Annotated in this window: 26 protein-coding genes, 1 pseudogene and 1 riboswitch; of the genes and pseudogenes, 2 read left to right on the top strand and 25 right to left on the bottom strand. The window is 71.7% G+C overall.

All coding sequences use genetic code 11. The annotated features are described in order from the left end of the window. Positions 1-60: 60 nt before the first annotated feature. A riboswitch (TPP riboswitch) is annotated at positions 61-166 on the bottom strand. A gap of 42 nt (positions 167-208) precedes the next feature. The 8 genes from rlmN to rpsB all read right to left on the bottom strand — a co-directional run bounded on the left by rlmN (position 209) and on the right by rpsB (position 7818). Next, the gene (rlmN, locus tag ACFC1X_RS27860) at positions 209-1315 is read right to left on the bottom strand and encodes a 23S rRNA (adenine(2503)-C(2))-methyltransferase RlmN (protein WP_376358292.1); all 1107 of its coding nucleotides are present in this window, start codon (positions 1313-1315) and stop codon (positions 209-211) included. A 44-nt stretch (positions 1316-1359) separates the two neighbouring features. After that, positions 1360-1536, bottom strand: a complete 177-nt coding sequence (locus ACFC1X_RS27855) for a hypothetical protein (RefSeq protein WP_376358290.1) — start codon at positions 1534-1536, stop codon at positions 1360-1362. 54 nt (positions 1537-1590) lie between these two features. Continuing rightward, the gene (locus ACFC1X_RS27850; protein WP_376358287.1) at positions 1591-3000 is read right to left on the bottom strand and encodes an MFS transporter; all 1410 of its coding nucleotides are present in this window, start codon (positions 2998-3000) and stop codon (positions 1591-1593) included. A 107-nt stretch (positions 3001-3107) separates the two neighbouring features. Further along, positions 3108-4232 (bottom strand): phosphatidate cytidylyltransferase, encoded by a 1125-nt coding sequence (locus tag ACFC1X_RS27845; protein WP_376358284.1) that lies wholly within the window; start codon positions 4230-4232, stop codon positions 3108-3110. Continuing rightward, complete coding sequence (gene frr / locus ACFC1X_RS27840; RefSeq protein ID WP_161326008.1) at positions 4232-4789, bottom strand: ribosome recycling factor; 558 nt, start codon at positions 4787-4789, stop codon at positions 4232-4234. Before frr ends, ACFC1X_RS27845 begins: the two co-directional genes overlap by 1 nt. A gap of 181 nt (positions 4790-4970) precedes the next feature. Beyond that, entirely contained in the window at positions 4971-5729 is a 759-nt protein-coding gene (gene pyrH, locus ACFC1X_RS27835; RefSeq protein WP_064730053.1) for a UMP kinase, read from the bottom strand. 206 nt (positions 5730-5935) lie between these two features. Beyond that, entirely contained in the window at positions 5936-6772 is an 837-nt protein-coding gene (gene tsf, locus ACFC1X_RS27830; RefSeq protein WP_376358280.1) for a translation elongation factor Ts, read from the bottom strand. Positions 6773-6867: 95 nt separating this feature from the next. Further along, positions 6868-7818, bottom strand: coding sequence for a 30S ribosomal protein S2 (rpsB, locus tag ACFC1X_RS27825; protein WP_376358277.1), 951 nt, complete (start codon positions 7816-7818; stop codon positions 6868-6870). A gap of 300 nt (positions 7819-8118) precedes the next feature. On the opposite strand from rpsB, the gene ACFC1X_RS27820 reads away from it, so the two are divergent. Then, positions 8119-8814, top strand: a complete 696-nt coding sequence (locus ACFC1X_RS27820) for a murein hydrolase activator EnvC family protein (protein WP_376358274.1) — start codon at positions 8119-8121, stop codon at positions 8812-8814. On the opposite strand, the gene ACFC1X_RS27815 is transcribed toward ACFC1X_RS27820, so the two are convergent. The 17 genes and pseudogenes from ACFC1X_RS27815 to ACFC1X_RS27735 all read right to left on the bottom strand — a co-directional run bounded on the left by ACFC1X_RS27815 (position 8768) and on the right by ACFC1X_RS27735 (position 22637). Continuing rightward, positions 8768-9325, bottom strand: coding sequence for a TetR/AcrR family transcriptional regulator (locus tag ACFC1X_RS27815; protein WP_376358505.1), 558 nt, complete (start codon positions 9323-9325; stop codon positions 8768-8770). The genes ACFC1X_RS27820 and ACFC1X_RS27815 overlap by 47 nt on opposite strands. Positions 9326-9452: 127 nt before the next feature. Next, positions 9453-10295: an RNA polymerase sigma factor WhiG gene (gene whiG / locus ACFC1X_RS27810; protein WP_376358271.1), complete on the bottom strand. Its 843-nt coding sequence runs from the start codon at positions 10293-10295 to the stop codon at positions 9453-9455. A 280-nt stretch (positions 10296-10575) separates the two neighbouring features. Beyond that, complete coding sequence (gene dprA / locus ACFC1X_RS27805) at positions 10576-11745, bottom strand: DNA-processing protein DprA (protein WP_376358502.1); 1170 nt, start codon at positions 11743-11745, stop codon at positions 10576-10578. Positions 11746-12446: 701 nt separating this feature from the next. Next, a complete protein-coding gene (locus ACFC1X_RS27800) occupies positions 12447-14072 on the bottom strand; it encodes a YifB family Mg chelatase-like AAA ATPase (protein WP_376358268.1) in 1626 nt (541 codons plus the stop codon). Beyond that, the gene (locus ACFC1X_RS27795) at positions 14072-14434 is read right to left on the bottom strand and encodes a YraN family protein (protein WP_376358265.1); all 363 of its coding nucleotides are present in this window, start codon (positions 14432-14434) and stop codon (positions 14072-14074) included. Before ACFC1X_RS27795 ends, ACFC1X_RS27800 begins: the two co-directional genes overlap by 1 nt. 149 nt (positions 14435-14583) lie before the next feature. Then, positions 14584-14892: a DUF2469 domain-containing protein gene (locus ACFC1X_RS27790; RefSeq protein WP_003965949.1), complete on the bottom strand. Its 309-nt coding sequence runs from the start codon at positions 14890-14892 to the stop codon at positions 14584-14586. A 57-nt stretch (positions 14893-14949) separates the two neighbouring features. Further along, entirely contained in the window at positions 14950-15480 is a 531-nt protein-coding gene (locus tag ACFC1X_RS27785; RefSeq protein WP_376358262.1) for an NUDIX hydrolase, read from the bottom strand. Beyond that, on the bottom strand, positions 15470-16243 hold the full coding sequence (gene lepB, locus ACFC1X_RS27780; protein ID WP_376358259.1) for a signal peptidase I: 774 nt from the start codon (positions 16241-16243) through the stop codon (positions 15470-15472). The genes ACFC1X_RS27785 and lepB (ACFC1X_RS27780) overlap by 11 nt, the downstream gene beginning before the upstream one ends. A 100-nt stretch (positions 16244-16343) precedes the next feature. Continuing rightward, positions 16344-17333, bottom strand: a complete 990-nt coding sequence (lepB, locus tag ACFC1X_RS27775; RefSeq protein WP_376358256.1) for a signal peptidase I — start codon at positions 17331-17333, stop codon at positions 16344-16346. After that, positions 17227-18306, bottom strand: a pseudogene (gene lepB, locus ACFC1X_RS27770) (signal peptidase I); the annotation flags it as partial. The pseudogene lepB (ACFC1X_RS27770) and the gene lepB (ACFC1X_RS27775), both read right to left, overlap by 107 nt. Continuing rightward, positions 18299-19057 (bottom strand): signal peptidase I, encoded by a 759-nt coding sequence (lepB, locus tag ACFC1X_RS27765; protein ID WP_376358253.1) that lies wholly within the window; start codon positions 19055-19057, stop codon positions 18299-18301. The gene lepB (ACFC1X_RS27765) and the pseudogene lepB (ACFC1X_RS27770), both read right to left, overlap by 8 nt. A 44-nt stretch (positions 19058-19101) precedes the next feature. Further along, positions 19102-19452, bottom strand: a complete 351-nt coding sequence (gene rplS / locus ACFC1X_RS27760) for a 50S ribosomal protein L19 (RefSeq protein ID WP_161326019.1) — start codon at positions 19450-19452, stop codon at positions 19102-19104. Between the two features lie 136 nt (positions 19453-19588). Beyond that, positions 19589-20422, bottom strand: a complete 834-nt coding sequence (trmD, locus tag ACFC1X_RS27755) for a tRNA (guanosine(37)-N1)-methyltransferase TrmD (protein ID WP_376358249.1) — start codon at positions 20420-20422, stop codon at positions 19589-19591. Next, positions 20422-20985, bottom strand: a complete 564-nt coding sequence (gene rimM / locus ACFC1X_RS27750; protein WP_376358247.1) for a ribosome maturation factor RimM — start codon at positions 20983-20985, stop codon at positions 20422-20424. Before rimM ends, trmD begins: the two co-directional genes overlap by 1 nt. Positions 20986-21114: 129 nt before the next feature. After that, positions 21115-21354: an RNA-binding protein gene (locus ACFC1X_RS27745; protein ID WP_003973401.1), complete on the bottom strand. Its 240-nt coding sequence runs from the start codon at positions 21352-21354 to the stop codon at positions 21115-21117. A gap of 2 nt (positions 21355-21356) precedes the next feature. Beyond that, complete coding sequence (gene rpsP / locus ACFC1X_RS27740) at positions 21357-21785, bottom strand: 30S ribosomal protein S16 (RefSeq protein ID WP_125494794.1); 429 nt, start codon at positions 21783-21785, stop codon at positions 21357-21359. Positions 21786-22040: 255 nt separating this feature from the next. Further along, positions 22041-22637, bottom strand: a complete 597-nt coding sequence (locus tag ACFC1X_RS27735; protein ID WP_122615172.1) for a hypothetical protein — start codon at positions 22635-22637, stop codon at positions 22041-22043. Between the two features lie 690 nt (positions 22638-23327). Here ACFC1X_RS27735 and ACFC1X_RS27730 point away from each other — a divergent pair. Further along, positions 23328-24215 carry an SAM-dependent methyltransferase gene (locus ACFC1X_RS27730; RefSeq protein ID WP_376358244.1) on the top strand — a complete coding sequence of 296 codons (888 nt, stop codon included), beginning with the start codon at positions 23328-23330 and terminating at the stop codon, positions 24213-24215. Positions 24216-24519 lie beyond the last annotated feature (304 nt).

Genomic DNA, 24519 nt, shown 5'->3' with positions numbered 1-24519 from the left:
CAGGAGAAGACGCGGCCCCGCCCGCGACCCCTGGCGAGGGTCCCGGGCAGGGCGCAACAGCTCGAGTGGTGACCGATCTCCCTACCCAGAATGACCTGGGCCAGGTTCGGAGGGTCTGCGGCCGGTGCCGCACTCTCAGCGCTGTGGCGCTCCCCTGTCGGAATATGAAGATGTGGTTACTGTTTACGAGGTACTGACGCCGGTCAGGTTACCGCTCGCTCGCGGCGAGCTGACCACACGCCCCGTCGATCTCCTGGCCACGGGTGTCCCGGATCGTCACCGGTACACCGTGCGCCGCGATCGCCTCCACGAACGCCTTCTCGTCCTCGGGCCGCGACGCGGTCCACTTCGAGCCGGGCGTGGGGTTGAGCGGGATGAGGTTGACGTGCACCGGCCGGCCCTTGAGCAGCCGCCCGAGGCGGTCGCCCCGCCATGCCTGGTCGTTGATGTCCCGGATCAGCGCGTACTCGATGGAGAGCCGGCGCCCGGACTTCGCGGCGTACTCGAACCCGGCGTCCAGCACCTCACGCACCTTCCAGCGCGTGTTGACGGGGACGAGGGTGTCGCGCAGCTCGTCGTCGGGGGCGTGCAGCGAGATGGCGAGGCGGCACTTGAAGCCCTCGCCGGTGAAGCGGTTGATCGCCGGGACGAGACCGACCGTGGAAACGGTGATGCCGCGCTGGGAGAGCCCCAGACCGTCCGGCTCCGGGTCGGTGAGCCGGCGGATGGAGCCGACGACCCGGTTGTAGTTGGCCAGGGGCTCGCCCATGCCCATGAACACGATGTTGCTGAGCCGGGCCGGACCGCCGGGGACCTCGCCGTCCCTGAGCGCCCGCATCCCGTCCACGATCTGGTGCACGATCTCGGCCGTCGACAGGTTCCGGTCCAGGCCGGCCTGTCCCGTGGCGCAGAACGGGCAGTTCATGCCGCAGCCGGCCTGGGAGCTGATGCACATGGTCACCCGGTCCGGGTAGCGCATGAGCACCGACTCGACGAGCGTCCCGTCGAACAGCTTCCAGAGCGTCTTGCGGGTGGTGCCCTGGTCGGTCGACAGATGCCGGACGACCGTCATCAGCTCGGGCAGCAGCGCCTCCCGCAGCCCCTCGCGCGAACCGGCGGGGATGTCGGTCCACTGCTCGGGGTCGTGCGCGTACCGCGCGAAGTAGTGCTGCGAGAGCTGCTTCGCACGAAAGGGCTTCTCACCGACAGCGGCGACGGCCTCTTTACGCTCGGCGGGCGTGAGATCGGCAAGGTGCCGCGGCGGCTTCTTGGCTCCGCGGGGGGCGACGAATGTGAGTTCTCCGGGCTTAGGCATGGCTGTACCAGTGTCGCAGATCGTCAGGGGTGGCCCGGGGCGGCTCAGAACAGGCCCCCGACCAGGTGGACGACCACCATGGAGTAGTTCTTCGTGCGGTGCCACGGGCCGCAGTAGCGTCGGGGCCTGCGCCGGCCCTTCTGGTCGAGGAGCGCCTTGCACCAGGCGCAGGGCAGATCGCCGTGGTATCTGCCGTCGTCGTCCCGCCTCGCCTGTGCCATGGCGGCACCTTAATGGATCACTCGTACCCCGCACAGGCGTTCGGTGGCGGCGGGTCAGTTCCGTCGGGGCGGCGGTACCAGGCCCCGTGCGACGAGGCGGCGGCTGATCAGCGTCGCCAGGGCGGAGGCGCCGAGGATGAGGGCGCCGCCGGTGCGCAGGATGGTGTCGTAGGCCTGCTCGGGTCCGGTCTCGGGGGTGAGTGCCGTGATCGCCGACGCCACGGCGGCGAGCGCGATGGCGCCGAGGACGACCAGTGCGGTGAGGACGACCCCGGAGGCCTCGCCGGCCCGGGCGGGCGGGACGATCTGCTGGGTGGCGACGCTGGCGAAGGTCCAGCCGAGTCCCAGGCCCAGGGCGCACCAGGTGAAGACCGGGATGTAGAGCCACCAGGCCCAGACCAGGCTGAGCCCGATCATGCCGGAGCCGGCGATGGCCCCCGCGAGCGCCATCACGCTGGTGGGCCGGATCCGGGTCGAGAGCCAGGCGCCGAGCGGCCCGGTACAGGCCACCATGAGGGCGGGCGCGAGGAAGACGGTCCCGGCGAGGAGGGCGGACAGGCCGCGCAACTGCTGGAGCTGCAGGGTGGCGAGGAAGACGGTGACGGCGTAGCCCATGTTGCTGACCGCCCCCATGACCGTGACCAGGTCGAAGGGGACGTTGCGGAAGAGGCCGAAGTCGACGAGCGGGTGCCGGCAGGTGCGCTCGCGCCGCACGAAGAGGGCGGCGCAGACGGCGGCCACCGCGAACAGCGTCAGCGTGCGCGTGTGGTCCCAGCCCCAGGCGCTGCCCCGCTCGACGGCGAGGGTCAGGGCGGCCAGCGCGGCGACGACGGCCAGGCAGCCGGGCAGGTCGATCTGCCGGGGAGCGGATTCGTCCCGGGAGTCGGGGACGTACCGCAGGCCCAGCAGCAGGGCGACGGCGCTCAGGGGAGCCAGCAGCCAGAAGATCCACCGCCAGCCGGGACCGTCGGTGAAGCCGCCGCCGGCGAACGGCCCGACGGCGGTCCCCACGTTGGCGATGGCGAACACCGCACCGAGCGCGCGGGCCCGGGTGGCGTCGGGAAAGGCGTTGGTGATCACGGACACCGTGACCGGGAAGATGAGCGCCGCCCCGACGCCCTGGACGATCCGTGCGGCGACGAGGACCCCGAGGGAGGGGCTGAGGGCGCAGCCCACGGACGCGGCCGCGAACAGGGCCACACCGGCGAGCAGGACCGGGCGACGGCCCAGGAGGTCGCCCAGACGGCCGCCGACGATGAACAGGCAGCCGATGGCGAGCATGTACGCGGACAGGGTCCACTGGGCGGCGGAGACGGTGACGCCGAAGTCGGCCGCGATGCCCGGGATGGCGAGGTTCAGCGCGAAGAAGTCGAGCTGGATGCAGAAGAGCGCGATCGATACGGCGACGAAGACACCGGCGTGCCGCACGCTCCCCCGCGCCGATTCGGCGGTCGTCGATCCCATCCTCCCAGCAGACCTCCGGGCGGGCCGGGGCGCCATCGGAAGGGCGGGCCGAGGGGGCGCGGGGACGGCCCTCCATGGTTCATGGGCCGGCCCCGCACGCGCCGCGGTCAGCCGGAGCCGACGAAGATCACCAACAGGAGCCAGACCACCGGTGCCGTCGGCAGGAGGGAGTCCAGGCGGTCCATGATGCCGCCGTGGCCCGGCAGGAGGGTACCCATGTCCTTGATGCCGAGGTCGCGCTTGATCATGGACTCGCCGAGGTCGCCCAGGGTGGCGCTGACGGCGACCGCGAGGCCGAGCAGCAGACCCTGCCACCAGGTGCCGTCCTCGATCACGAACTGCATGCACAGCGCGCCCGCCGCCATCGCGAAGGCCACCGCTCCCAGCAGCCCCTCGCGGGTCTTGCCGGGGCTGATGCGCGGGGCGAGCTTGGTCCTGCCGAAGCGCCAGCCGACGGCATAGGCACCGGTGTCGCTGACGACCGTGAGCAACAGGAAGGTCAGCACGCGCTGCGCCCCGTCGTCGGCCATCAGCATCATCGTGACGAACGTGGCCAGGAAGGGCACGTAGAACGCCGCGAACAGGCCTGCCGTGACGTCCTTGAGGTAGCCCTCCGGCGGCTCGGTCATCCGCCACACGAGCACCGCCAGCGCCGTGAGCGCCATGGCGACCCACGCGCCCTCGGCACCTCGCGCGTACCCGGCGACCACCATCGCCGCGCCGCCGATCGCCAGCGGCACGAGCGGCGCCTTGATGCCCTTGCGCTCCTCCAGCCGCTTGGTCAGCTCCCACAGGCCCACCACGACCGCGACCGCGACCACGCCGACGAAGACGGCCTTGACGACGAACAGCGACGCGATGATGACCGCGCCGAGCCCGACGCCGACCCCTATCGCCGCGCCCAGATCGCGCCCCGCGGTCTTCTTCGGCGGCGGCTGGGACTGCGCCGGATGGGGGGCGTCGGGCATGGGCTCCGGATTCTGCGGCACCGCCGCATACGGCTGCGCCGGCTGGTGCTGGAACAGGGGACCGCTCGCCCGAGCGGCCCCCCGGTCGTGGTCCTGGTCACCGCCGTGTTCGGGTACGTCGGGCACGATGGGCATGGGGCGAGTCTGCTGCGCGTACTGCGCATCGTATGCGGGACCCGCCGGGGCAGCGCCCTGGACAGGTCCCCCGTCGGACGGCCCCCAGTACCCGGCTTGTGGCGGCGCTCCCCAGGAAGAGTCGTTCATCAGACCTCGAGCAGCTCCGCTTCCTTGTGCTTCAGGAGCTCGTCCACCTGGGCGACGTACTTCGAGGTGGTCTGCTCGAGCTCGCTCTCCGCACGACGGCCCTCGTCCTCGCCGACCTCGCCGTCCTTGATCAGCTTGTCGATGGCGTCCTTGGCCTTGCGGCGCACGGAGCGGATGGACACCTTGGCGTCCTCGCCCTTGGCCTTGGCGACCTTGATGTAGTCGCGGCGGCGCTCCTCGGTCAGCTCGGGGAACACCACTCGGATGATGTTGCCGTCGTTGCTCGGGTTGACGCCCAGGTCGGAGTCGCGGATCGCCTGTTCGATGTTGCGCAGGGCGCTCTTGTCGAAGGGCGTCACCACGGCCATGCGCGGCTCGGGCACGGAGAACGAGGCCAGCTGGTTGATCGGCGTCAGCGCGCCGTAGTAGTCGGCCACGATCTTGTTGAACATCGCCGGGTGCGCACGGCCGGTGCGGATCGCGGCGAAGTCCTCCTTGGCGACCACGACGGCCTTCTCCATCTTCTCCTCGGCCTCGAGGAGGGTCTCTTCGATCACCACTTGCTCCTGCGTGTCTTGAGTAGGCCCGGCTGCGGTCCCCTGGCGGGGCGGCGGCCGGCTGCGTCGCGTTCTTCCTGCACGGTTCCCGACCGGCGGGACATTGTCCATCCCCCGGCCCGGCCCCGTCCCGTCCGTCCCCCGGACAGGTGGCGTCCGCGGACAGGGGGGTGTTCTCCGGTCAGTCCCGGGTGCCCTGGTCACCCACGAGCGTGCCGATCTTCTCACCCTTGACGGCGCGGGCGATATTGCCCTCCTTCAACAGCTCGAAGACCACGATCGGGAGGCTGTTGTCGCGGCAGAGCGTGACGGCCGTGGCGTCGGCGACCTTGAGGTCGCGGGTGATGACCTCGCCGTAGCCGAGCGCGTCGAACTTCACGGCGTCCGGGTTGGTCTTCGGGTCGGAGTCGTAGACCCCGTCCACGCCGTTCTTGCCCATGAGCAGCGCCTCGGCGTCGATCTCCAGGGCGCGCTGGGCGGCGGTGGTGTCGGTGGAGAAGTAGGGCATGCCCATTCCGGCGCCGAAGATGACCACGCGGCCCTTCTCCAGGTGGCGCACGGCGCGCAGCGGGATATAGGGCTCGGCGACCTGGCCCATGGTGATGGCGGTCTGCACGCGGCAGTCGACGCCCTCCTTCTCCAGGAAGTCCTGGAGGGCCAGGCAGTTCATCACGGTGCCGAGCATGCCCATGTAGTCGGAGCGGGCGCGGTCCATGCCGCGCACCTGGAGTTCGGCCCCGCGGAAGAAGTTGCCGCCGCCGATGACGACGGCGATCTCGGCGCCGTCGCGTACGACGGCCGCGATCTCGCGGGCGATGGCGTGCACCACGTCGGGGTCGACGCCCAGGCCGCCACCGCCGGAGAAGGCCTCTCCGGACAGCTTCAGCATGAAGCGGCCGCGTACTTTGCCGTCGTCGCTCTTCTCGGCCTTGGTGGTCATGGAGATCTCGCCTCTTTTACGTGGGTCACACACACGAAGAAGGCCACTGCCGGTGGGGGCGTGTTTCGCATCCCATACGCGGCAATGGCCTCCTCGTCAGATCTGCTGTCGTCCGCCGCCACGCGCGCGTGCGCCACGGCCTGCGCGAACGACGCCGACGACTGCTGTCGACCCTACCGGGGTCGAGCGTCCGTCGCGGTACGGACTCAGATGCCGACCTTGATGCGCGAGAAGCGCTTCAGGGTGACACCGGCCTCTTCCAGCACCTTCTGGACGGACTTCTTGTTGTCCAGGGCGTAGGGCTGGCCCAGCAGGGTCGCGTCCTTGAAGAAGCCGTTGAGGCGACCCTCGACGATCTTCGGCAGGGCGGCCTCCGGCTTGCCCTCGGCGCGGGTGGTCTCCTCGGCGACGCGGCGCTCGGACTCGACGACCTCGGCCGGGACGTCCTCCTTGGAGAGGTACTTCGGCGCGAAGGCGGCGATGTGCTGGGCGATGCCCCTGGCCACGTCCGCGTTCGGCTTGTCCAGCTCGACGAGGACACCGATCTGCGGGGGCAGGTCGGGCATCGTGCGGTGCATGTACGCGGTCACGTAGCCGCCGGAGAACTGCGCGAAGCGGTCCAGGACGATCTTCTCGCCGAGGTTGGCGTTGGCCTCGTCCACGTACGCCTGGACGGTCTTGCCGACCTCGATCTCGGAGGCGAGCAGGGCCTCCAGGTCCGCCGGGGCGGCCTTGGCGACGTGCTCGGCGATGGTCTTGGCGACGTTCTGGAACTTGTCACCCTTGGCGACGAAGTCCGTCTCGCACTTCAGCTCGACCAGGACACCGGAGGTGTTGTCGTCGGCGATGATCGAGACGACGGCACCGTTCTCGGCGGAGCGGCCCTCGCGCTTGGCGACGCCCTTCTGGCCCTTGATACGGAGCGCCTCGACGGCCTTCTCGACGTTGCCCTCGGCCTCGTCCAGCGCCTTCTTGCAGTCCATCATGCCGGCGCCGGTGAGCTCACGAAGCTTCTTGACGTCGGCGGCGGTGTAGTTCGCCATGATTCAGGAATCTCTCTCGAAGTCCGAAGATCTACGGGCCGGACGGCGGGGGCTTCGTGGGCCCCCGCCGTCCAGAACCCGAAGGTGGTGAGGGGTCAGGCCTGCTCGGCGTCCGCGGCAGGGGCCTCGGCGGCGGGCGCCTCGGCGGCGGGGGCCTCGGCGGGCTTGTCGGCGTCGGCGTCGGCCACCTCGGCGGCGGCCTCCTCGACAGCCTCGGAGACCTTGGCGTCGGGGGCGGGCGCCTCGGCGGCGGCCTCGACGGCCTCGTCCTTCTTCTCGCCCTCGAGCAGGTCGCGCTCCCACTCGGCGAGCGGCTCGCCGGCGGCCTTCTCACCCTTGGCACCACCGGCGGCACCGGAGCGGGCGATGAGGCCCTCGGCGACGGCGTCGGCGATCACGCGGGTGAGCAGGGTGACGGAGCGGATCGCGTCGTCGTTGCCCGGGATCTTGTAGTCGACCTCGTCGGGGTCGCAGTTGGTGTCGAGGATGGCGACGACCGGGATGTTGAGCTTCCGGGCCTCGCCGACCGCGATGTGCTCCTTCTTGGTGTCCACGATCCAGACGGCGCTGGGCACCTTGGACATCTCGCGGATACCGCCGAGGGTCTTCTCCAGCTTGGCCTTCTCGCGGGAGAGGACCAGCAGCTCCTTCTTGGTGAGGCCGGAGGCGGCCACGTCCTCGAAGTCGATCTGCTCGAGCTCCTTCAGGCGCTGCAGGCGCTTGTAGACGGTCGAGAAGTTGGTGAGCATGCCGCCCAGCCAGCGCTGGTTGACGTAGGGCATGCCGACGCGGGTGGCCTGCTCGGCGATGGCCTCCTGCGCCTGCTTCTTCGTGCCGACGAACATGACCGTGCCGCCGTGGGCGACGGTCTCCTTGACGAACTCGTAGGCGCGGTCGATGTACGACAGCGACTGGAGCAGGTCGATGATGTAGATGCCGTTGCGTTCGGTGAAGATGAAGCGCTTCATCTTCGGGTTCCAGCGACGGGTCTGGTGACCGAAGTGGACGCCGCTTTCCAGCAGCTCCCGCATCGTGACGACGGCCATGGCCGTTCTCCTTGGTTTTCTCGGTTGTGCCGCGCAAGCCGGACGGCTTGAGCGCCTGACGCCCGCTGTGCGCCGTGCCGCAAGGGACCGAGGGGCGCTGACACGCGCCTTGGAAGGCGTCGTGTCGGGGCGTGCGAAGTCGACCCGGTGACCCGGATCGCCACCAGAAGTGTACGGGACCGGAGGGGTACCGGGTGACGCGGCTGTCCACAACCGGGCGGCGGTCCACAGGCCCGCACGGAGGCCGGCTACGTGCGGGACGGTTCTCGCATGCGAGCGAGGCGATGCGTGAGTGCGTGCATGTGTGCGTGTACGTGGGTGGTGCTGCTGTTGACCGTCCTGGCCCCGGCGCCGTCCGGCGCCACGCGGGCGGTGTCGGTGGTGCCGTCGGCGGCCGTGGGGCGGGGTCCGGATCCGGCGGTGCCGGCCGTGGCCCGGTGGTGGCCGGTGGGCACTCGGCCCGCGGTCCTGCGGGGGTGGGAGCCCCCGGCCAGTGCCTACGGTCCTGGTCACCGGGGCGTGGACCTCGCGGCGGCGGGCGGGGCCCCGGTGCGGGCGGTGGCGGCGGGACGGGTGTCCTTCGCGGGGCGGGTGGCGGGGAGGGGCGTCGTCTCACTCGAACTGACGGGTACCGGCGACCTGCCCCTGCGCACCACGTACGAGCCGGTCGCGGCCTCGGTACGCGAGGGCGACGAGGTGGCGGCGGGCGAGGTGCTCGGCACGGTCGAGCCGACGGGCTCGCACTGCACGGCCTGCCTGCACTGGGGCCTGCTGCGCGGGGACGTCTACCTCGACCCGCTGTCCCTGCTCCCGCCGTGGCTGCTGGACTCGGGGCCGTCGAGGCTGCTGCCGGTCCTGGGGGTGCCGCTGCCCGAAGAGCAGTCCGAAGGGCAGTCAGACGACCGGTCCGGTGACCGGTCCGGTGACCGGTCCGGAGAGCAGCGGGCGATCAGCCGCGCACGCCCCGCAGCGCCATGGAGACCGCCGCCCGGGTGATCTCGCCGGGCTCCTCGGCCGCGCCCAGTTCGATCCGCCGCACGGCCGCGTCCACGACGCCCTGCAGCAGCATCGCCGCGAGCCTGGGCTCGGCGTGGCCCATCTCCGCCAGCGCCTCGACGATCATGGCGATCAGCCCGCCGTGCGCCGCCCGGATCTTCTCCCGCGCACCGGCGTCCAGCTCACTGGCGGAGATGGCCACGACCGCCCGGTGCCGCCGGTCCCCGACCAGGTCGAGCTGCTTGCGCACATACGCCTCGACCTTGGCCTCGGGGGCCGCCTCGCGCTCCATCGCCGCCTCGACCTCGGCCGCCCAGACCGGGAAGTCGACGGCGCACAGCTCCTCGACGACGGCCGCCCGCGACCGGAAGTACTCGTAGACCGACGACCGGGCGAGGCCCGTCCGTTCGGCGAGGGCGGGGAAGGTCAGCGCCTCCGTTCCGCCGTCGGACAGCAGGGAGCGTGCCGCGTCCAGCAGGGCGGCACGCTGCATCGACCGGTGCTCGGCCACGGAGGCCGCTCGAATCCTTGGCACGCCACCACTTTACGGACGCGTCACCCCGTGCGGGAGACAGTCACCCGACCGCACGGCCGCGGAGCGGGCACCACCGGCGGCGTCGCGATACCATAAGCCCAGCTCAACGGCCGAAACCGGCCAGCTTGCCGCGCAGCTGCAACACCGACTTGGTGTGGATCTGGCTGACCCGACTCTCGGTCACACCCAGCACGTTCCCGATCTCGGCGAGGGTCAGGCCCTCGTAGTAGTACAGGGTGACGACGGTCTTCTCGCGCTCCGGCAGCGTGTTGATCGCCCGCGCCAGCAGCCGGCGCAGCTCACGGTCCTCGGCGACCTCCACGGGATTGTCGGCGGCGGTGTCCTCCAGGGTGTCCATGAGGCTGAGCCGGTCGCCGCCCTCGCTCCCCGCGTGCAGCAGCTCCTCCAGAGCCACCACGTTGGCCAGCGACAACTGGCTGAAGACCGCGTGGAGGTCCTCGACCGCGATCCCCATCTCCACGGCCACCTCGCTCTCCGAGGGGGTGCGGCGCAGCCGCGCCTCCAACGTGGCGTACGCGCGCTCCACGTTGCGCGCCTTCTGCCGCACCGAGCGGGGAATCCAGTCCAGCGCGCGCAGTTCGTCGATCATCGCGCCGCGGATCCGGGTGATTGCGTACGTCTCGAACTTGATCTCGCGGTCGACGTCGAACTTCTCGATCGCGTCGATCAGCCCGAACACACCGGAGGAGACGAAGTCGGCCTGTTCGACGTTGGGCGGCAGTCCCACGCTGACCCGGCCCGCCACGTACTTCACCAGGGGCGAGTAGTGCAGGATCAGCTGTTCCCGCAGCCGCTCGTCCCCCGTCGCCTTGTACGACCGCCACAGCTCGTCGAGCGTCGAGGGGGCGGACGGTCGCACGCTGCCGCCGTCGCGGGCGGCTGGGGGGACCGCCGCCCGGTCGGACCCGGAGGTGTGCTGGGGCATTCGTCGCCTTGTGCCGTTCTGCCGTGATGTGGTGCGCCTGAGGCCGCCGGTCTGCTGTCTGGTGGTCGCCTGTTGCCGGCCGTGTTCGTGAGGCCCTCGCGAGCGTAGCGTGACTGGACCGTCGCGTTGTGCGAAGGAGTGGGTGGGAAGCGTGCGCAGATACGTTCCGCTGAACGCTCTACAGGGGGGACGATGATCGCTCTGCGTGATCACTCGAATATCTCAACTGCCGGATTTCCCACGGGCGTCGGGGTTCCCCCGGACGGCCGAACACGGTGCGTCAGCAGGGACCCCGGGCGTCGCGGACCGAGATCATCGCCTGGCGTGTCAACTTCCAGCCATCGCCGTGTCGTTCGACGTAACCAAGTGCTCGAAGCTCGTACAGTCTCGCGATCGCGTCGTCCCGCGTGGTCTGCGCGCGGCGTGCCGCCTCGGCCGCCGTCGCCGTGCCGCGCGCGGGCAGTCCGGCCAGCACGTGGCGGGTCCGGGGTTCCAGGAGGTCGGTGGGGAGGACCGGCCCGCGCCGCTCCGGAGACAGCTCCCCCATGTCGCCGACCAGTTCGACGACCTCGGCGGCGTCGCTGACGAGCACGGCGTCGCCGCGCAGCAGTTCGTGCACGCCCGCGGACAGCGCGCTGGTGGCGGGCCCGGGCACGCCCATCGTGTGCCGGCCCAGGCGTTGCGCGGCCCGGGCCGTGACCAGGGAACCGCTGCGGTAGGCGGCCTCGACGACGACGGTGCCCCGGGTGAGGGCGGCGATCACGCGGTTGCGCAGGATGAATCTGCTCGGCGTCGGGTGATCACCGGGTGGCAGCTCGCCGACGACCAGGCCCTGCTCGGCGATCCTGGTGATCAGCCCGGTGTGCCCCGGCGGGTAGGGCCGGTCGACACCGCAGGCCAGCACGGCGGCGGTGGCTCCGCCCGCGCCGAGGGCGCCCCGGTGGGCGGCGCCGTCGACCCCGTAGGCGCCGCCGGACACCACCACCCAACCCCGTTCGGCGAGGCCGGCGGCGAGGGTGGCCGCCATGTGGGCGCCGTACTCGGTGCAGGCGCGGGCGCCGACCACGGCCACGGAGCGCAGCGCCCACATGCGCAGGCTGGGCCCGCCGCGCACCCAGAGCCCGAGCGGCCTGGCGTCCCCGAGGTCGTCGAGCTGCCCCGGCCACTCGGCGGTGCCGGGTGCCACGAATCGCACGCCGGCGGCACGCGCGACGGCCAGGTCCCGGCGGGGGTCGGCCCGGCCCGCCCGCGCGCACAGCCCGGCCCACCGTTTCGCGCTCACCTCCGTCAGGGCACGCCCTCCCTCACGCAGTCGCCGGACCACCTCCGCGACCCCGCGCTCCCGCACCCACCGCCCGCCGGTCTCGTCGCCGGGCTCGATGACCCGGGTGAGGAAGACCCGGCCGAGCAGATCGGAGTCCACGGTGCCCTCCCGGGCGGGGTTGGCCATGGCGGCCGCTGCGGTTGGGGCTACGTCCCGGTCCATGCCGTCCCCGACGGCCGGGGAGACCGGGGAGACCGGGGAGACCGGGGAGACGCTGCCCGGAGCGTCCCGGGCCCCGCCACCCCCGCCGACCGGGCACAACCCGCCCGCAGCGTCCCCGGCCCCGCCGGGCAAGCCGGTCGGGGCCTCACCGCCCCCGTCGGGCGGGGCATCAACCGGGGTCGGCTCCTGTGCTCCGGGCGTCCCGTCCACGGCCCACCACCCGACCCCGGGCCCGGCACTCCCGCCCGAGGCGTCGGAGGCGCCCGAGTCGCCCGCGCCGGACGAGGGGGCCTCTCCAGGGCCCCCGCCCCCGTCCCCGGCCGTCACGGCTTCCCGGGCACCACCGCCCCCGCGGCCCCCGCCATCCACCCCGGCCGGGGCCTCACCTGCGACCGAGCCTCCGCTCCAGGGCACGGCGTCCGCGCCCGCGCGCCGGCCTCCTGCCAAGGGCACCGCGTCCGCGTCCACGCGCCCGCCTCCACCCCAGGACTCCGCGTCCGCGTCCACGCGCCCGCCTCCACCCCAGGACTCCGCGTCCGCGTCCACGCGCCCGCCTCCACCCCCGGCACCCCCGTCAAAGGCATCCGAAGCATCCGACCCGCCCGGACCGAACAAGGCGCCCCCGACAGCGCCCCCGCACCCGCCCGTCACCGCATCGCGCCCGCTCACGTCAGCGCTCCCAGAGCCATCGGCACGCCCCGCGGCACCCCGGTGCGCAGTTGCAGTGCCAGGGCGACGTCCCTCGCGTCGGGGCGGTCGTGGCCGACGAGGTCCGCGACGGTCCAGGCGACGCGCAGGACGCGGTCGAGGCCGCGGGCGGTGAGTACCCCGCGTTCCAGACTGCGCTCCGCCTCCTCCAGCGCGCCGGGCGCGGCGTGCCAGCGGCTGCGCAGCTCACGGCCGGGTACCTCGCTGTTGGACAGCCAAGGGGTGCCCGTGAGGCGCGCGGAGGCCCGCGCCCGGGCCGCCGCCACCCGGTCGGCGACGGTCGCGGTGGCATCCCCGCGGGATCCGCTCCCGGTCAGCTGGCCGCGGGTGACCCGGTCCACCTCGACACGGAGGTCGACCCGGTCGAGCAGCGGACCGGACAGCCTGGCCTGGTACCGGCGGATCGCCGAGGGCGGGCACTCGCAGAGGTCCTCCCGCTGCGAGAACCGGCCGCACGGGCACGGATTGGCCGCGAGCACCATCAGGAACCGGGCCGGGAAGCGCACCACGCCCGCACTGCGCGCGATGACGACGTGCCCGGCCTCCAGTGGCTGCCGCAGGGCGTCCAGCACGTGGCTGCCGAACTCGGGGGTCTCGTCCAGGAACAGGACGCCCCGGTGTGCCAGCGAGACCGCGCCGGGCCGCGCGATGCCGGGTCCGCCGCCGACGAGCGCCTGCATCGTGGCGGAGTGGTGCGGTGCGCAGTAGGGAGCCACGTCGATCAGGGGCTTGCCCGGCGGCAGCAGGCCCGCCACCGAGTGCACGGCCGTGACCTCCAGGGACTCCGGCCGGGTGAGCCGGGGCAGGATGGCGGGCAGCCGCTCGGCGAGCATGGTCTTCCCGGCGCCGGGCGGTCCCTCCAGGAACAGGTGGTGGCCACCGGCCGCGGCGACCTCCACCGCCGTACGCGCCGACTCCTGGCCCACCACGTCGGCGAGGTCGTGCCCCTGGTCGTACTGGGCGGCGCCCATGCTGTGCATGCCGGTGGCGGCGCCCGTGCCGGGCATGCGCAGGCCGGCGAGGAGCGGATCGGGGCGGCCCGGCTGGTCCTGTTCCTCCTCCGGCACCGGTTCGTCGGCGAGGACGGCGATCAGCTGGCGCAGGCTGCGTACACCGAGCACCGACACCCCCGGCACCAGGGACGCCTCGGCGGCGGCGCACTCGGGCACGACCACCTGCTCGTAGCCCGCCTCGGCCGCGGCCAGCACCGCGGGCAGGATGCCGCGCACCGGCCGCACCCGGCCGTCCAGGCCCAGCTCCCCGATCATGACGATGTCCGCGAGCACCCGCGGGTCGATCCGCTCGGACGCGCCCAGGACAGCGGCGGCCACGGCCAGGTCGAAGCCGCTGCCGCTCTTCGGCACCGACGCCGGGCTGAGTCCCACCGTCAGCTTCTTCTGCGGCCACTCGGCGCCCGAGTTCACCACTGCGGCCCGCACCCGGTCCCGGCTCTCGGTGAGGCTCTTGTCCGGCAGCCCCACCAGCGTGAACGCCGCCACGCCCGGTTCCAGGTCGGCCTGGACCTCGACCACCACGCCCTCGACGCCGACGAGCGCCACGGAGCACGTACGCGCGAACCCCATCACGCCACCCCCCGGGCGTGCTCGACCACGGGGGCGCCGCGCTGCGGGAGGAGAACGCCCACCAGGTCGATGCGCACACCGCCGGGTGGGGCTCCGCCGTGGGTCTGGATCCAGCGCTCGGCGAGCCGCCGCAGCCGCTCCGCCTTCTCGGGGGTCACCGCGGCCATCGGGTGTTCGAAGGAGCCGCCCCTGCGCGTCTTGACCTCGCAGACGACCAGGACGTCCCCGTCCCGGGCCACGATGTCGATCTCGCCGGTCCTGCCGCAGCGCCAGTTGCGCTCCAGGACCGTCATGCCGGCTCCGGTCAGCCGGCGGGCGGCGAGTGTCTCGCCGTACCTGCCCATCGCACCTCGTGCGTTCATGTCGGCACCACCTCCGGCGCCAACGATGAGGGCAGCTCAGCGAGCTATTGGATCTTGGTGGACAGTCAGCCGACTGTGGACAACTTCGTCACCCACACGAGTGAAGACTGCCTGAAGACTCGCTTGCGCAGCCGACCGGCAACCTGCCCTCACCCGCCCGGAAGCTCCAGGTCACTCTTGTTCAGCTCTTCAATGTTCACGTCCTTGAACGTCAACACGCGTACCTGCTTCACGAAGCGAGCCGGGCGGTACATGTCCCACACCCAGGCGTCCGCCATGGAGACCTCGAAGAACACCTCGCCCTGGACCGAGTGCACCTGCATCTCGTAGTCGTTGGTGAGGTAGAAACGCCGCTCGGTCTCGATCACGTATTTGAACAGACCGACGACGTCGCGGTACTCCCGGTAGAGCTTGAGCTCCATCTCGGTCTCGTACTTTTCGAGGTCCTCGGCGCTCATGGCATGTTCCCCTTCAGCCGTGCGGGTCCCCCCATTGTGCGCCAGTCCCGTGCACCCCTAGACGATTTCCGTGTCCAGGGTCACCGGCCCGGCCGGGGGACCCTCGTCGAGCAGCGTGCGCAGCAGCCCGGCGAGTCTGGTCGGATACACCGTCTCACGTGCCCCGGTCAGTTCCTCACACGTCCACCAGCGTGCTCCGGCGACGCTGCGCCGCTCCAGCTCGGTGAGACCGGCGCCGACGGCCCCGGTCGCGGTCTGCCGGGTGCGGGCCAGGTAGTACCACTCGTCCTGGTCCCAGCGGCGGCCCGCGAAGGGGAACGAGCACCTGCGCCGCCACAGCACCGGGCCGAGTTCGACATCGGTGATGCCGGTCTCCTCCAGCAGCTCCCGCCGGGCGGCCTCCTCACGGGTCTCGTCGCCCTCCACACCGCCGCCGGGCGTGAACCACCAGTCGTCGGCCGGGTCGTCCGGCTCGTGGCCGTGCAGCAGCAGGATGCGGTCGTCGGGGTCGAGCAGCACGACCCGCGCGACCCTGCGCAGTCCGCCCTGGTAGGTGTCCTGCCCGGCCGGGGTCGCCTCAGCGCCCATCGGCGGGCTCCGCGGCGCGTCCGGCCCGGGAGGCCGCGGCCCGCTTGGCGAGGGGACCGTACGCCCCACCGCCGAGGATCAGCACGGCCCCGGCGATCACCAGGGCGACGACCGGCGTAAGCGGCCCGGGCGAGGAGAGGCTGCCCAGCGTCTCGAAGCCGGTCGGCCGCTCCAGCATGCCGTTCATGGGCCAGACCACGGCGTCGACGCGGGCGTCCACGGCGCCGCTCGAGACGGTGCCGCGTGCCGCGTCGGTGAGGTGGGCGGTGGAGTCCACGGAGTTGTCGCGCTCGTCGCCGAGCAGGAACAGGCGGCCCTTCGGGACGTTCACGGTCTGGAAGTCCATGATCTCGGCCGGTGTGCCGGCGGGCAGGTACGGCTCGTCGATCACCTTGCCGTTGACCTTCAGCTTGCCCTCCTGGCAGCAGGAGACGGTGTCCCCGCCGACGGCGACGACCCGCTTGACCATCGGGGCGTTGGCCCAGGCCGTGTCCTTGAAGACGACGACGTCGCCGCGCCGCACGTCGCTCCCGTCGATGCGCTCGGCGAGCACCCGGTCACCGACGCCGATGGTCGGGGCCATCGAGCTGGTCGGCACGGTGTAGGGCCGGTAGACCACGGCGCCCCAGGCGAACCCGCCGAGGAACAGCACCATGCCCAGCGCCACGGCGAGGCCGGACAGTCGCTGCCCGGTCCGGCTGCCCGCCGGACCCTTGGTCGCTCCCCCGCGCGGGGCCGTACGTGTTGTGCTCTCGCCACCCATGGAGCCGCACCTTACCCGGCGGTACCCCAACGGGGCAGCCCCCCTCCCGGGGCCGGGAAGGGGGCTGTCGCGTCGATGGGGACGTACGGGCCGGGGCGCCTCAGCGCGCCTCGGCGGCGGCGCGCCGACGGCTGCGCCACCAGACCACCGGGAGGACGCCGGCGACGGCGAGCCCCTGGGGCGCGACCGACAGCGTGGCCGCGGCCGGGGACCCGGCCTGGAGACCGTCCTGGTCGAAGGTCTCGGGGACCGGCAGGTTGTTCCAGCGGTTCATCGGCCAGGCGACCACGATCGCGCGGCCGACGACCTCCTTGACCGGGACCATGCCGCCGTGCGCGTCCGACTGGTTGTAACGGGAGTCGCGGGAGTTCTGCCGGTGGTCGCCCATGACCCAGATGTAGCCCTCGGGCACCTTGACCTTGAACCGGCCGCCCTGGTCGTCGTCGGTGCACGGCGTGTTGCCGGGGTAGACGTACGGCTCGTTGAGGGCCATGCCGTTGACCTTGAGCGGGCCGGTCTTGTTGCACTCGACGGTGTCGCCGCCGACGCCGATGACGCGCTTGATCAGGTCCTTCTCCTCGGCGGACGGCATCAGGCCGATCCAGCTGAGCACCGTCTGCAGCGCGTTCGGGTCGGGCGTGGGCTCGCCCGCCAGCCAGTCGTCCGGGTCGTGGAACACGACGACCTCGCCGCGCTCGGGCTCGGAGCCGAACCACGGCGTGAGCTTGTCGACCAGGACACGGTCATTGATCTTGAGCGTGTTCTCCATCGACGAGGACGGGATCGAGAATGCCTGCACCAGGAACGTCTTGATCAGCAGCGCGAGCACCAGCGCGATGCCGATCAGGATCGGCAGTTCCTTCCAGAAGGAACGCGGCTTCTTGGTCTCGCGGTGTGCCGTGGGGGGCGTCCCGCCCACGCCCTCGTCCTGCGTCCCGTTGTCTTCGTTCGTCACCCTGCCGTCCTCGGTTCCGGAGCCGTGACCGGAGTCGCGGGCGCCGTCCGGGGCCGGGCCGGCCGTCTCCTCGGGGCGTCCGCGGTTCTCCTCGCCGTCGTGTCCGGACCGTGCGCCAACCGCCACATCCCCCACGCCAACTCCTTACTCTCTGCCGCCGCCCGCCCCGTATACGGCGCAGGCCCACCACTCCCATAACGAGCGGGAGTTCCGCAGGGGTCGGGAGTTGAATCATCGCGTTCGGATCGTCGGGGGCAACCCTATGCGACAGCGGAGGAGCGGCGGTCGCACCGGAGGCCGAGTCGGTGACGGATGCATACGTTTTCGGCTCGTCCAGGGTGGTCCAGTGACCGAACGGCCAGGCGATCACCATGGCGCGTCCCACCACCTCCTCCTCGGAGACCGTGCCGAAGTCGGTGTCCTGGTGGGCGCGGGAGTCGGCGGAGTTGGACCGGTGGTCGCCCATCACCCACAGCCGCCCCTCGGGGACGGTGACGTCGAACGGCGTCCGCGACGGGGTGTCACCCGGGTACAGGTAGTCCTCGTTCAGGGGGACGCCGTTGACGGTGACGCGTCCCTGGGTGTCGCAGCACTTGACCTTGTCCCCGCCGACGCCGACGACCCGTTTGATGAGGTCCTTCTCGTCGTCGGACGGCAGCAGGCCGATGAAGGCGAGGCCCTCCTTGACCTGCTTGATGACGACGGGGGCGTCCTTCTTGGTGGTCTGCTCGCCCTGGAGCCAGCCGCCGGGGTCCCGGAAGACCACGACGTCCCCGCGCTGCGGTTCGGAGCCGAACCAGGGGGTGAGCTTGTCCACCAGGACCCGGTCGCCGATCTGGATGGTCTGCTCCATGGAGCCGGACGGGATCACGAAGGCCTGGACGAGGAAGGTCTTCAGCACCAGCGCTATGAGCACGGCGACGCCGATGAGGAGCGGTATCTCCTTGACGGCGCCGCGCCTGCGGCGCCGTTTGACCTTGCGCTGGAGCTTGCGCCGCTCCGCGCGGGAACGGCCACCGGAGGGTGCGGCGGTGCGCCGGGAGCCGGTGGGCAGCAGGTTCTCCGCGGGGCTGCTGGGGGCTCCGCGCGGTTTGCCGCGGCTACCCATCGGCGCCCGCGGGCCCGCGCGCGCCGCCGGCCCCTCCGTCCGCGTCCGCGTCGGCCTCCGGCACGCGCGCGTAGGCGTCGGGGCGGTCGAGGTGGGTGGCGTGGGCGAAGGGCCAGACGATCCAGTCGGCGCGGCCGATCACCTCGTCCACCGGGATCATGCCGCCGCCCGGCGAGCCCAGGTGGTCGCGGGAGTCGCTGGAGCCGGACCGGTGGTCGCCGAGGACGAAGAGGGTGCCGTCGGGGACGGCGACGTCGAAGCGCACCGTCGACGGGCGGTCACCGGGGTACAGGAACTCCGACTCGTCGACCGACTGGCCGTTCACCTGTACCCTCCCCTCCCTGTCGCAGCACACCACATGGTCCCCGCCCACACCCACCACGCGTTTGATGTAGTCGCCGGGCCCGAAGAGTCCCGTGCCGTCGAAGACCACGACGTCGCCCCGCTGCGGCCGCCCACCAAAACGGTACGCCAACTTATTTACGAGAACCCGGTCACCGATCCTCAATCCGCGTTCCATGGATCCGCTGGGGATCTGGAACGGCCGCAGTACGAAGGTGCTGAGCAGCAGCAGGAACAGCAGCAGCGTCAGCAGGGTGACGGTGATCCGGCCGCCCGGCACCCAGTCCGTGATCCGCCCCGCGAACGCGGAACGCGACCGTTCCTCCGGGCCCTCCGGATCCGAGGGCTGCTCGGAGTCGGAAGGGCGGGAGGAGCGGTCGCGCTCCGTGGGCTGTGCTTCGGTGTCCATCGGGGCCAGATGCTATCCGGCCCCGGCGCGGACCTCGGAGGCGCTCAGCTCTCGCGCTTCTCCTTGATCTTCGCGGCCTTGCCGCGCAGCTCGCGCAGGTAGTACAGCTTGGCGCGGCGGACGTCACCGCGGGTGACGAGCTCGATCTTCTCCACGATCGGGGTGTGCACCGGGAAGGTGCGCTCGACGCCGACGGAGAAGGAGACCTTGCGGACCGTGAAGGTCTCGCGCACGCCGGCACCCTGGCGGCGGATCACCACGCCCTTGAACTGCTGCACACGGGAGCGGTTGCCCTCGATGACGCGCACGTGGACGTTGACGGTGTCGCCGGGGCGGAAGGCGGGGACGTCGGTGCGCAGCGACGCGGCGTCGACGGAGTCGAGCAGGTGAGACATTTCGTCTGCTTTCCTCGCTGATGCCACAGGTCATCAACGGAAACTAGGTGTTTCGGATTCAGAGTCGTGCGGGTCGGGACGGGCGTCGTGTCCCCCTGTGGCAGGGGCGCGCTCCGGACGGACGCACAACAGCGGCCTATTGTTCCATGCCGGGGGTCCTGCGCCAAAATCGGCCGTACGGCTCCCCGTCCGGGTCCGGCGCCCAGCCCAGGATGGAGAGCATCTCGCGGTCCTTCTTGTCGACGGCCTTGGGGTCGCACCGCTCGATCAGGTCGGGCCGGTTGGCCGACGTGCGCCGCAGGGCCTCGTCCCGGCGCCAGCGGGCGATCTTCCCGTGGTGGCCGCTGAGCAGCACGTCCGGGATGCCGCGCCCGCGCCACTGCGGCGGCTTGGTGTGGACGGGGCCCTCCAGGAGGTTCGCCATGGCGCCGGGCGCGAAGGAGTCGTCCCGGTGGGACTCGGCGTTGCCGAGGACGCCGGGCAGCAGCCGGGCCACGGCCTCGGTGACGACCAGTACGGCCGCCTCGCCGCCGGCGAGGACGTAGTCGCCGATGGAGACCTCGTACACGGGCATCCTGGTCGCGTACTCGTCGACGACGCGGCGGTCGATGCCCTCGTAGCGGGCGGGCGTGAAGATCAGCCAGGGCCGCTCGGAGAGGTGGACGGCGAGTTCCTGGGTGAAGGGCCGGCCGCTGGGCGTGGGCACGATCAGGGCGGGCTCACCCGCCCCCGACTCGTAGCCGTCGGCCAGGACGGAGTCCAGCGCGTCGCCCCACGGCTCGGTCTTCATGACCATGCCGGGGCCGCCCCCGTAGGGGGTGTCGTCGACCGTGTTGTGCCGGTCGTAGGTCCACTCGCGCAGGTCGTGCACCTGGACGTCGAGCTGTCCACGCGCGCGTGCCTTGCCGACGAGGGAGACGTTCAGGGGTTCCAGGTACTCGGGGAAGATCGTGACGACGTCGAGCCGCATTACGCGCCTTCCTCCGGGGACTCCTCGGCGTCCCGCGCGGAGGCGATCTCGGCGCGGTCGTCGATCAGGCCCGGGGGCGGGTCGATGACCGCGCGCTGCTCCTCCAGGTCGATCTCCGTGACGATCTCCGACACGAACGGCACGTAGACCTCGCTGCCGTCGGGGCGCTCCACCACGAACAGGTCCTGGGTGGGCAGGTGGGAGATCTCGGTGATCCGGCCGACCTCGCTGCCGTCAGCGGTCACCACGTCGAGGTCGATGAGCTGGTGGTCGTAGTACTCGTCGTCGTCCTCGGGACGCTCGTCGGGGTCGACGTCGGCGATCAGCAGGGTGTTGCGCAGGGCCTCGGCGCCGGTGCGGTCGTGGACGCCCGCGAAGCGCAGCAGGAGGCGGCCGCTGTGCACCCGGCCGGTCTCGATGGTCAGCGGACCGGCGGTGGCGGGATCGGTGGCCAGGACGGCGCCGGGGCCGAGCCGCAGCTCCGGCTCGTCGGTGCGGACCTCGACGGTGACCTCGCCCTTGATGCCGTGGGCGCGGCCGATGCGAGCGACTACCAGCTGCACTGTGCTTGATCTCCTGTCGGAACTGCGACGAGCCCGGGCGGGGCTCACGACCCCGTGCGGGGCTCTACGACTGCGGGCCGGGGACGGCCCATGGCCCTCCCCGGCCCGAGCCGGTGCTGCGTTCTGGCGTCAGCGGACGTGGTCCACGTCGACGAGGTCGACGCGGACACCGCGGCCGCCGATGGCGCCCACGACGGTGCGCAGAGCGCGTGCGGTGCGGCCGTTGCGGCCGATCACCTTGCCGAGGTCGTCGGGGTGCACCCGGACCTCGAGCACACGCCCGCGACGCAGGTTGCGCGAGGCGACCTGCACATCGTCAGGGTTGTCGACGATGCCCTTCACGAGGTGCTCGAGAGCCTCCTCGAGCATGCTCAGGCCTCGGTCGACTCGGACGAGGAGGACTCGGCGGCGGCCTCGTCCTTCTTGTCGGCCTTCTTCTTCTGGGTGATCGCCTCACCCTTGCCCTCGTCCTCGCCACCGATCGCCTCGAAGGACGGACGGGCCGCCTTCTCGGACGGCTGGAGCAGCGGAGCCGGGGCGGGCTCGCCCTTGAACTTCTGCCAGTCGCCGGTCTTCTTCAGGATGGCGAGCACGGGCTCGGTCGGCTGGGCGCCGACACCGAGCCAGTAGGCGACACGCTCGGCGTCGACCTCCATCACCGACGGGTTGTACGTCGGGTGGTACTTGCCGATCTCCTCGATGGCCCGGCCGTCACGGCGGGTACGGGAGTCGGCGACGACGATGCGGTAGTGAGGCGAACGGATCTTGCCCAGACGCTTCAGCTTGATCTTGACTGCCACGGGAGTGGATTCTCCTGGTTTGACGTGATTGGGCACGGCGAGAGAGCCGCGTGGGGTTGCGGTACCCGAGTGCCCGATGGACGCGTCAGCCGGAGGAGAGAGGGGTCCTGTGCGACTGTCGAGTACAGCTTGCCATTGTGCCACACGCGGGCAGACCCCTCGGACCGGAGGGCACCGGGGCCGCCCTCCGGTCCGGCGGAGCGGGTCCGACGACAGAACCTGGCCCGGATCCGGCTGCCACGAGCAGCCGGATCGTCAGCTCACGCCCGCGCCGACCACCTCCGGGATGCGGAACGGCTTGCCGCAGCCGCCGCACATGATCGGGGCCTGGGCCAGCACGGACGGGACGACCCGTACGTTGCGCCCGCAGTCGCAGACGGCTTTCACGCGCACCCCTCCCCCGGAGGAGCCGTGGCGGGCGGCCGGACCGCGGAAGCTGCGGGCCGAGTCGGTCGCGGTGGCGGCGGTGTGGGCCTTCAGCGCGCGCTGGAGGCGTTCGGTCGTCGGGCGGTAGCGGCGCTTCGCCTCGGGGGTGAGGGTGACCAGCGAGAAGCCGCTGCTGGGATGTGGCTCCTCGGGGTGGTCGAGGCCCAACTCCTCTGCGATCGCCAGGAATCGACGGTTGTGGTAGCGCCCCGCGCGGGAGGTGTCGCGTACTCCGCGCGCGGCGGCGATGCCGTGGACTGCCTCATGGAGCAGTCGCTCGAAGGAGAGCTCGTGCCCGCAGGCGGACGACGACTCTCCGATCAGGGACTCGGGCGCGGCAAGATCGGGCAGCTCGGGGTGGTACCGCTGAATGTCGGCCCACGCCTGCGCCAGCTCTGCGGCGAGAACAGGTGGTGTCGTGCTCACGTAATGACAACGAGCCGGAGTGCCGCTGTGTTCCTATTCCGGGGCATCCCAAATAATTTGCACGTACCAGTCAGTTGCCGCTGATGCGTCGCGACGAGGGCGGGTGCGCTGATCTGCGGAGAAGCCTCACAGCTCATACCAAGCTGGTGCGTAGTCCGACGTACGCCCCGGCGCGTAGCGGTCGTCCACGCTCCGGGGGCGCGGAGTGCTCTCGTGCGCAAGGGGCGTTTCGGCCGCCGTCGCGCCGGAGCGGAGCCGTCCGGGCGGACGCGCCGACGGGGGCGACGTTACCGGGTGGGCCGCCGGGGTGCGGCACCGCCCCGTCCCCCGGCGGTCCCCCGCCCCGCGCGACGCCCGCGGACCCCGTCGACCTTGGCCGGAACCGCCCCGTCCGCACCCGGGCCCGCCCCGTCCGCACCCCGGCCACCCGCTGTCATCGCCGACCGGCACGATCCGGCCATCCGGTCAAGGTGTCGCCGGGGGGCTACCGCGGGTACCGCGCGGCCGGCCCACATTGCCGGGAAGTGAAATCTCGCCATGGGGACGGGGATCGGGCAAACCGGCCCCCTCTACCACTGGACGCCACGGCGAGCCCGGAGTTTCCTGGCATACGGGGGAAGTTCGAGCGCACTGCACGGGGGCCATGGAATCGGGCACAGCGGCAACACTCGGCGATTGGGGCGCTTTCCTATGACACCTACGCTCGTACGGCAGCACTCATCTCACACGGGGACGATGTCTCCCGTGGACCTGCGTGCACGTGCGCGTGACTGGTCCGAGATACAGGAGAGGATGCTCGTACCGCTCTACGAAGCCGTCTTCGAGCGACTTGACGTGGGCGGCGGCACCCGGATGCTGGGCCTGAACTGCGGTTCCGGGCTCGCCCTGCTGATGGGCGCCTCGCGCGGCGCCTCGGTGACCGGTGTCGACACCCGCTCTCCGGAACTCCTGGAGCTGGCACGGCGGCGTCTGCTGCCCGGGGCACCCGAGGCGCCGGAACCTCCCGGCGTCCGGCCCGCCCCCACCCGCGCGGACGCGGCGCGGGTCGTGCAGGGACCACCCGGTGCCGCGGCGGACCCGTCGGCGCCGGCGTTCACCCTGGTGACCGCCTTCGAGCCCATCGGATGCCTCGCGGGCGACTCGGAGGGGCTGGGCGGGCTGCTCGCCGAGGCGACGCCGCTCGCCGGGCGCGGGGCCGCGGTGGTGCTGGCGGGCTGGGGCCCGCCGGAGCGGTGCGCCACGACCTCGGTGCTGCGGGTGGCCACCAAACTCGCGGACCCGCTGCGCAGCGCGGGCAGCTGGCGCCCCGCCCTGCGCGACGACCTGGAGGAGGTCGCCCAGCGGGCCGGGCTCAGGCCGGACGGCTCGGGGCGGGTGGCGTGCCCGTTCGGGTACGCGGACGCCGCGAGCGCGGCACGGGGGCTGCTGTCGACCGGCCTGTTCGACGCGGCGATCGCGGCCACCGACCGGGAACAGGTCGACAAGGAGCTGGCGGAGGCCCTGCACCCGCACCGGCGCCCGGACGGGACCGTCTGGATGCCGAATGTCTTCCGCTACTTGATCGCACGAGTTCCTTAAAGATCGATTCCGACCGAACGTGTGCGTTGTCCGGCCGACTTTTTCCGGTGCAGGTGTGAATGCCGTGAAGAAGCCGGTCGAGGGCTCCTGTGGTTTCCCCAGGTGGATCATGGACCTTTACGCTGATCCACCGTTCGGGGGAAAACACACATCTGCATACAGGAGCCTGTAGTGCCGCACCGCAAGACCGCACTGCGCCTCGCCGCGCCCGTCGCCGTCCTCGCCCTTGCCCTCACCGCGTGCAAGGGCGGAGACGAGGACTCAGGCGCCGACGCGAAGAGCCCGGCGACCACCGAGGCATCGC

The organism is Streptomyces sp. NPDC056128, assembly GCF_042263835.1.
In the GTDB taxonomy this organism is placed as follows: domain Bacteria; phylum Actinomycetota; class Actinomycetes; order Streptomycetales; family Streptomycetaceae; genus Streptomyces.
This window is presented reverse-complemented; position numbering and strand designations above follow the sequence as displayed.

Coding starts and splice junctions, on each gene's coding strand:
- lepB (WP_376358253.1), bottom strand. CDS start 19,057: ATGGACACCGAAGCACAGCCCACGGAGCGCGACCGCTCCTCCCGCCCT.
- ACFC1X_RS27800 (WP_376358268.1), bottom strand. CDS start 14,072: ATGGGGTTCGCGCGTACGTGCTCCGTGGCGCTCGTCGGCGTCGAGGGC.
- rplS (WP_161326019.1), bottom strand. CDS start 19,452: ATGTCTCACCTGCTCGACTCCGTCGACGCCGCGTCGCTGCGCACCGAC.
- ACFC1X_RS27790 (WP_003965949.1), bottom strand. CDS start 14,892: ATGAGCGCCGAGGACCTCGAAAAGTACGAGACCGAGATGGAGCTCAAG.
- pyrH (WP_064730053.1), bottom strand. CDS start 5,729: ATGACCACCAAGGCCGAGAAGAGCGACGACGGCAAAGTACGCGGCCGC.
- whiG (WP_376358271.1), bottom strand. CDS start 10,295: ATGCCCCAGCACACCTCCGGGTCCGACCGGGCGGCGGTCCCCCCAGCC.
- ACFC1X_RS27795 (WP_376358265.1), bottom strand. CDS start 14,434: ATGAACGCACGAGGTGCGATGGGCAGGTACGGCGAGACACTCGCCGCC.
- dprA (WP_376358502.1), bottom strand. CDS start 11,745: ATGGCCAACCCCGCCCGGGAGGGCACCGTGGACTCCGATCTGCTCGGC.
- tsf (WP_376358280.1), bottom strand. CDS start 6,772: ATGGCGAACTACACCGCCGCCGACGTCAAGAAGCTTCGTGAGCTCACC.
- rpsB (WP_376358277.1), bottom strand. CDS start 7,818: ATGGCCGTCGTCACGATGCGGGAGCTGCTGGAAAGCGGCGTCCACTTC.
- trmD (WP_376358249.1), bottom strand. CDS start 20,422: ATGCGGCTCGACGTCGTCACGATCTTCCCCGAGTACCTGGAACCCCTG.
- ACFC1X_RS27745 (WP_003973401.1), bottom strand. CDS start 21,354: ATGCTCGAGGAGGCTCTCGAGCACCTCGTGAAGGGCATCGTCGACAAC.
- ACFC1X_RS27820 (WP_376358274.1), top strand. CDS start 8,119: ATGTGTGCGTGTACGTGGGTGGTGCTGCTGTTGACCGTCCTGGCCCCG.
- ACFC1X_RS27850 (WP_376358287.1), bottom strand. CDS start 3,000: ATGGGATCGACGACCGCCGAATCGGCGCGGGGGAGCGTGCGGCACGCC.
- ACFC1X_RS27730 (WP_376358244.1), top strand. CDS start 23,328: ATGACACCTACGCTCGTACGGCAGCACTCATCTCACACGGGGACGATG.
- ACFC1X_RS27785 (WP_376358262.1), bottom strand. CDS start 15,480: ATGGGCGCTGAGGCGACCCCGGCCGGGCAGGACACCTACCAGGGCGGA.
- ACFC1X_RS27845 (WP_376358284.1), bottom strand. CDS start 4,232: ATGAACGACTCTTCCTGGGGAGCGCCGCCACAAGCCGGGTACTGGGGG.
- ACFC1X_RS27855 (WP_376358290.1), bottom strand. CDS start 1,536: ATGGCACAGGCGAGGCGGGACGACGACGGCAGATACCACGGCGATCTG.
- rlmN (WP_376358292.1), bottom strand. CDS start 1,315: ATGCCTAAGCCCGGAGAACTCACATTCGTCGCCCCCCGCGGAGCCAAG.
- lepB (WP_376358259.1), bottom strand. CDS start 16,243: ATGGGTGGCGAGAGCACAACACGTACGGCCCCGCGCGGGGGAGCGACC.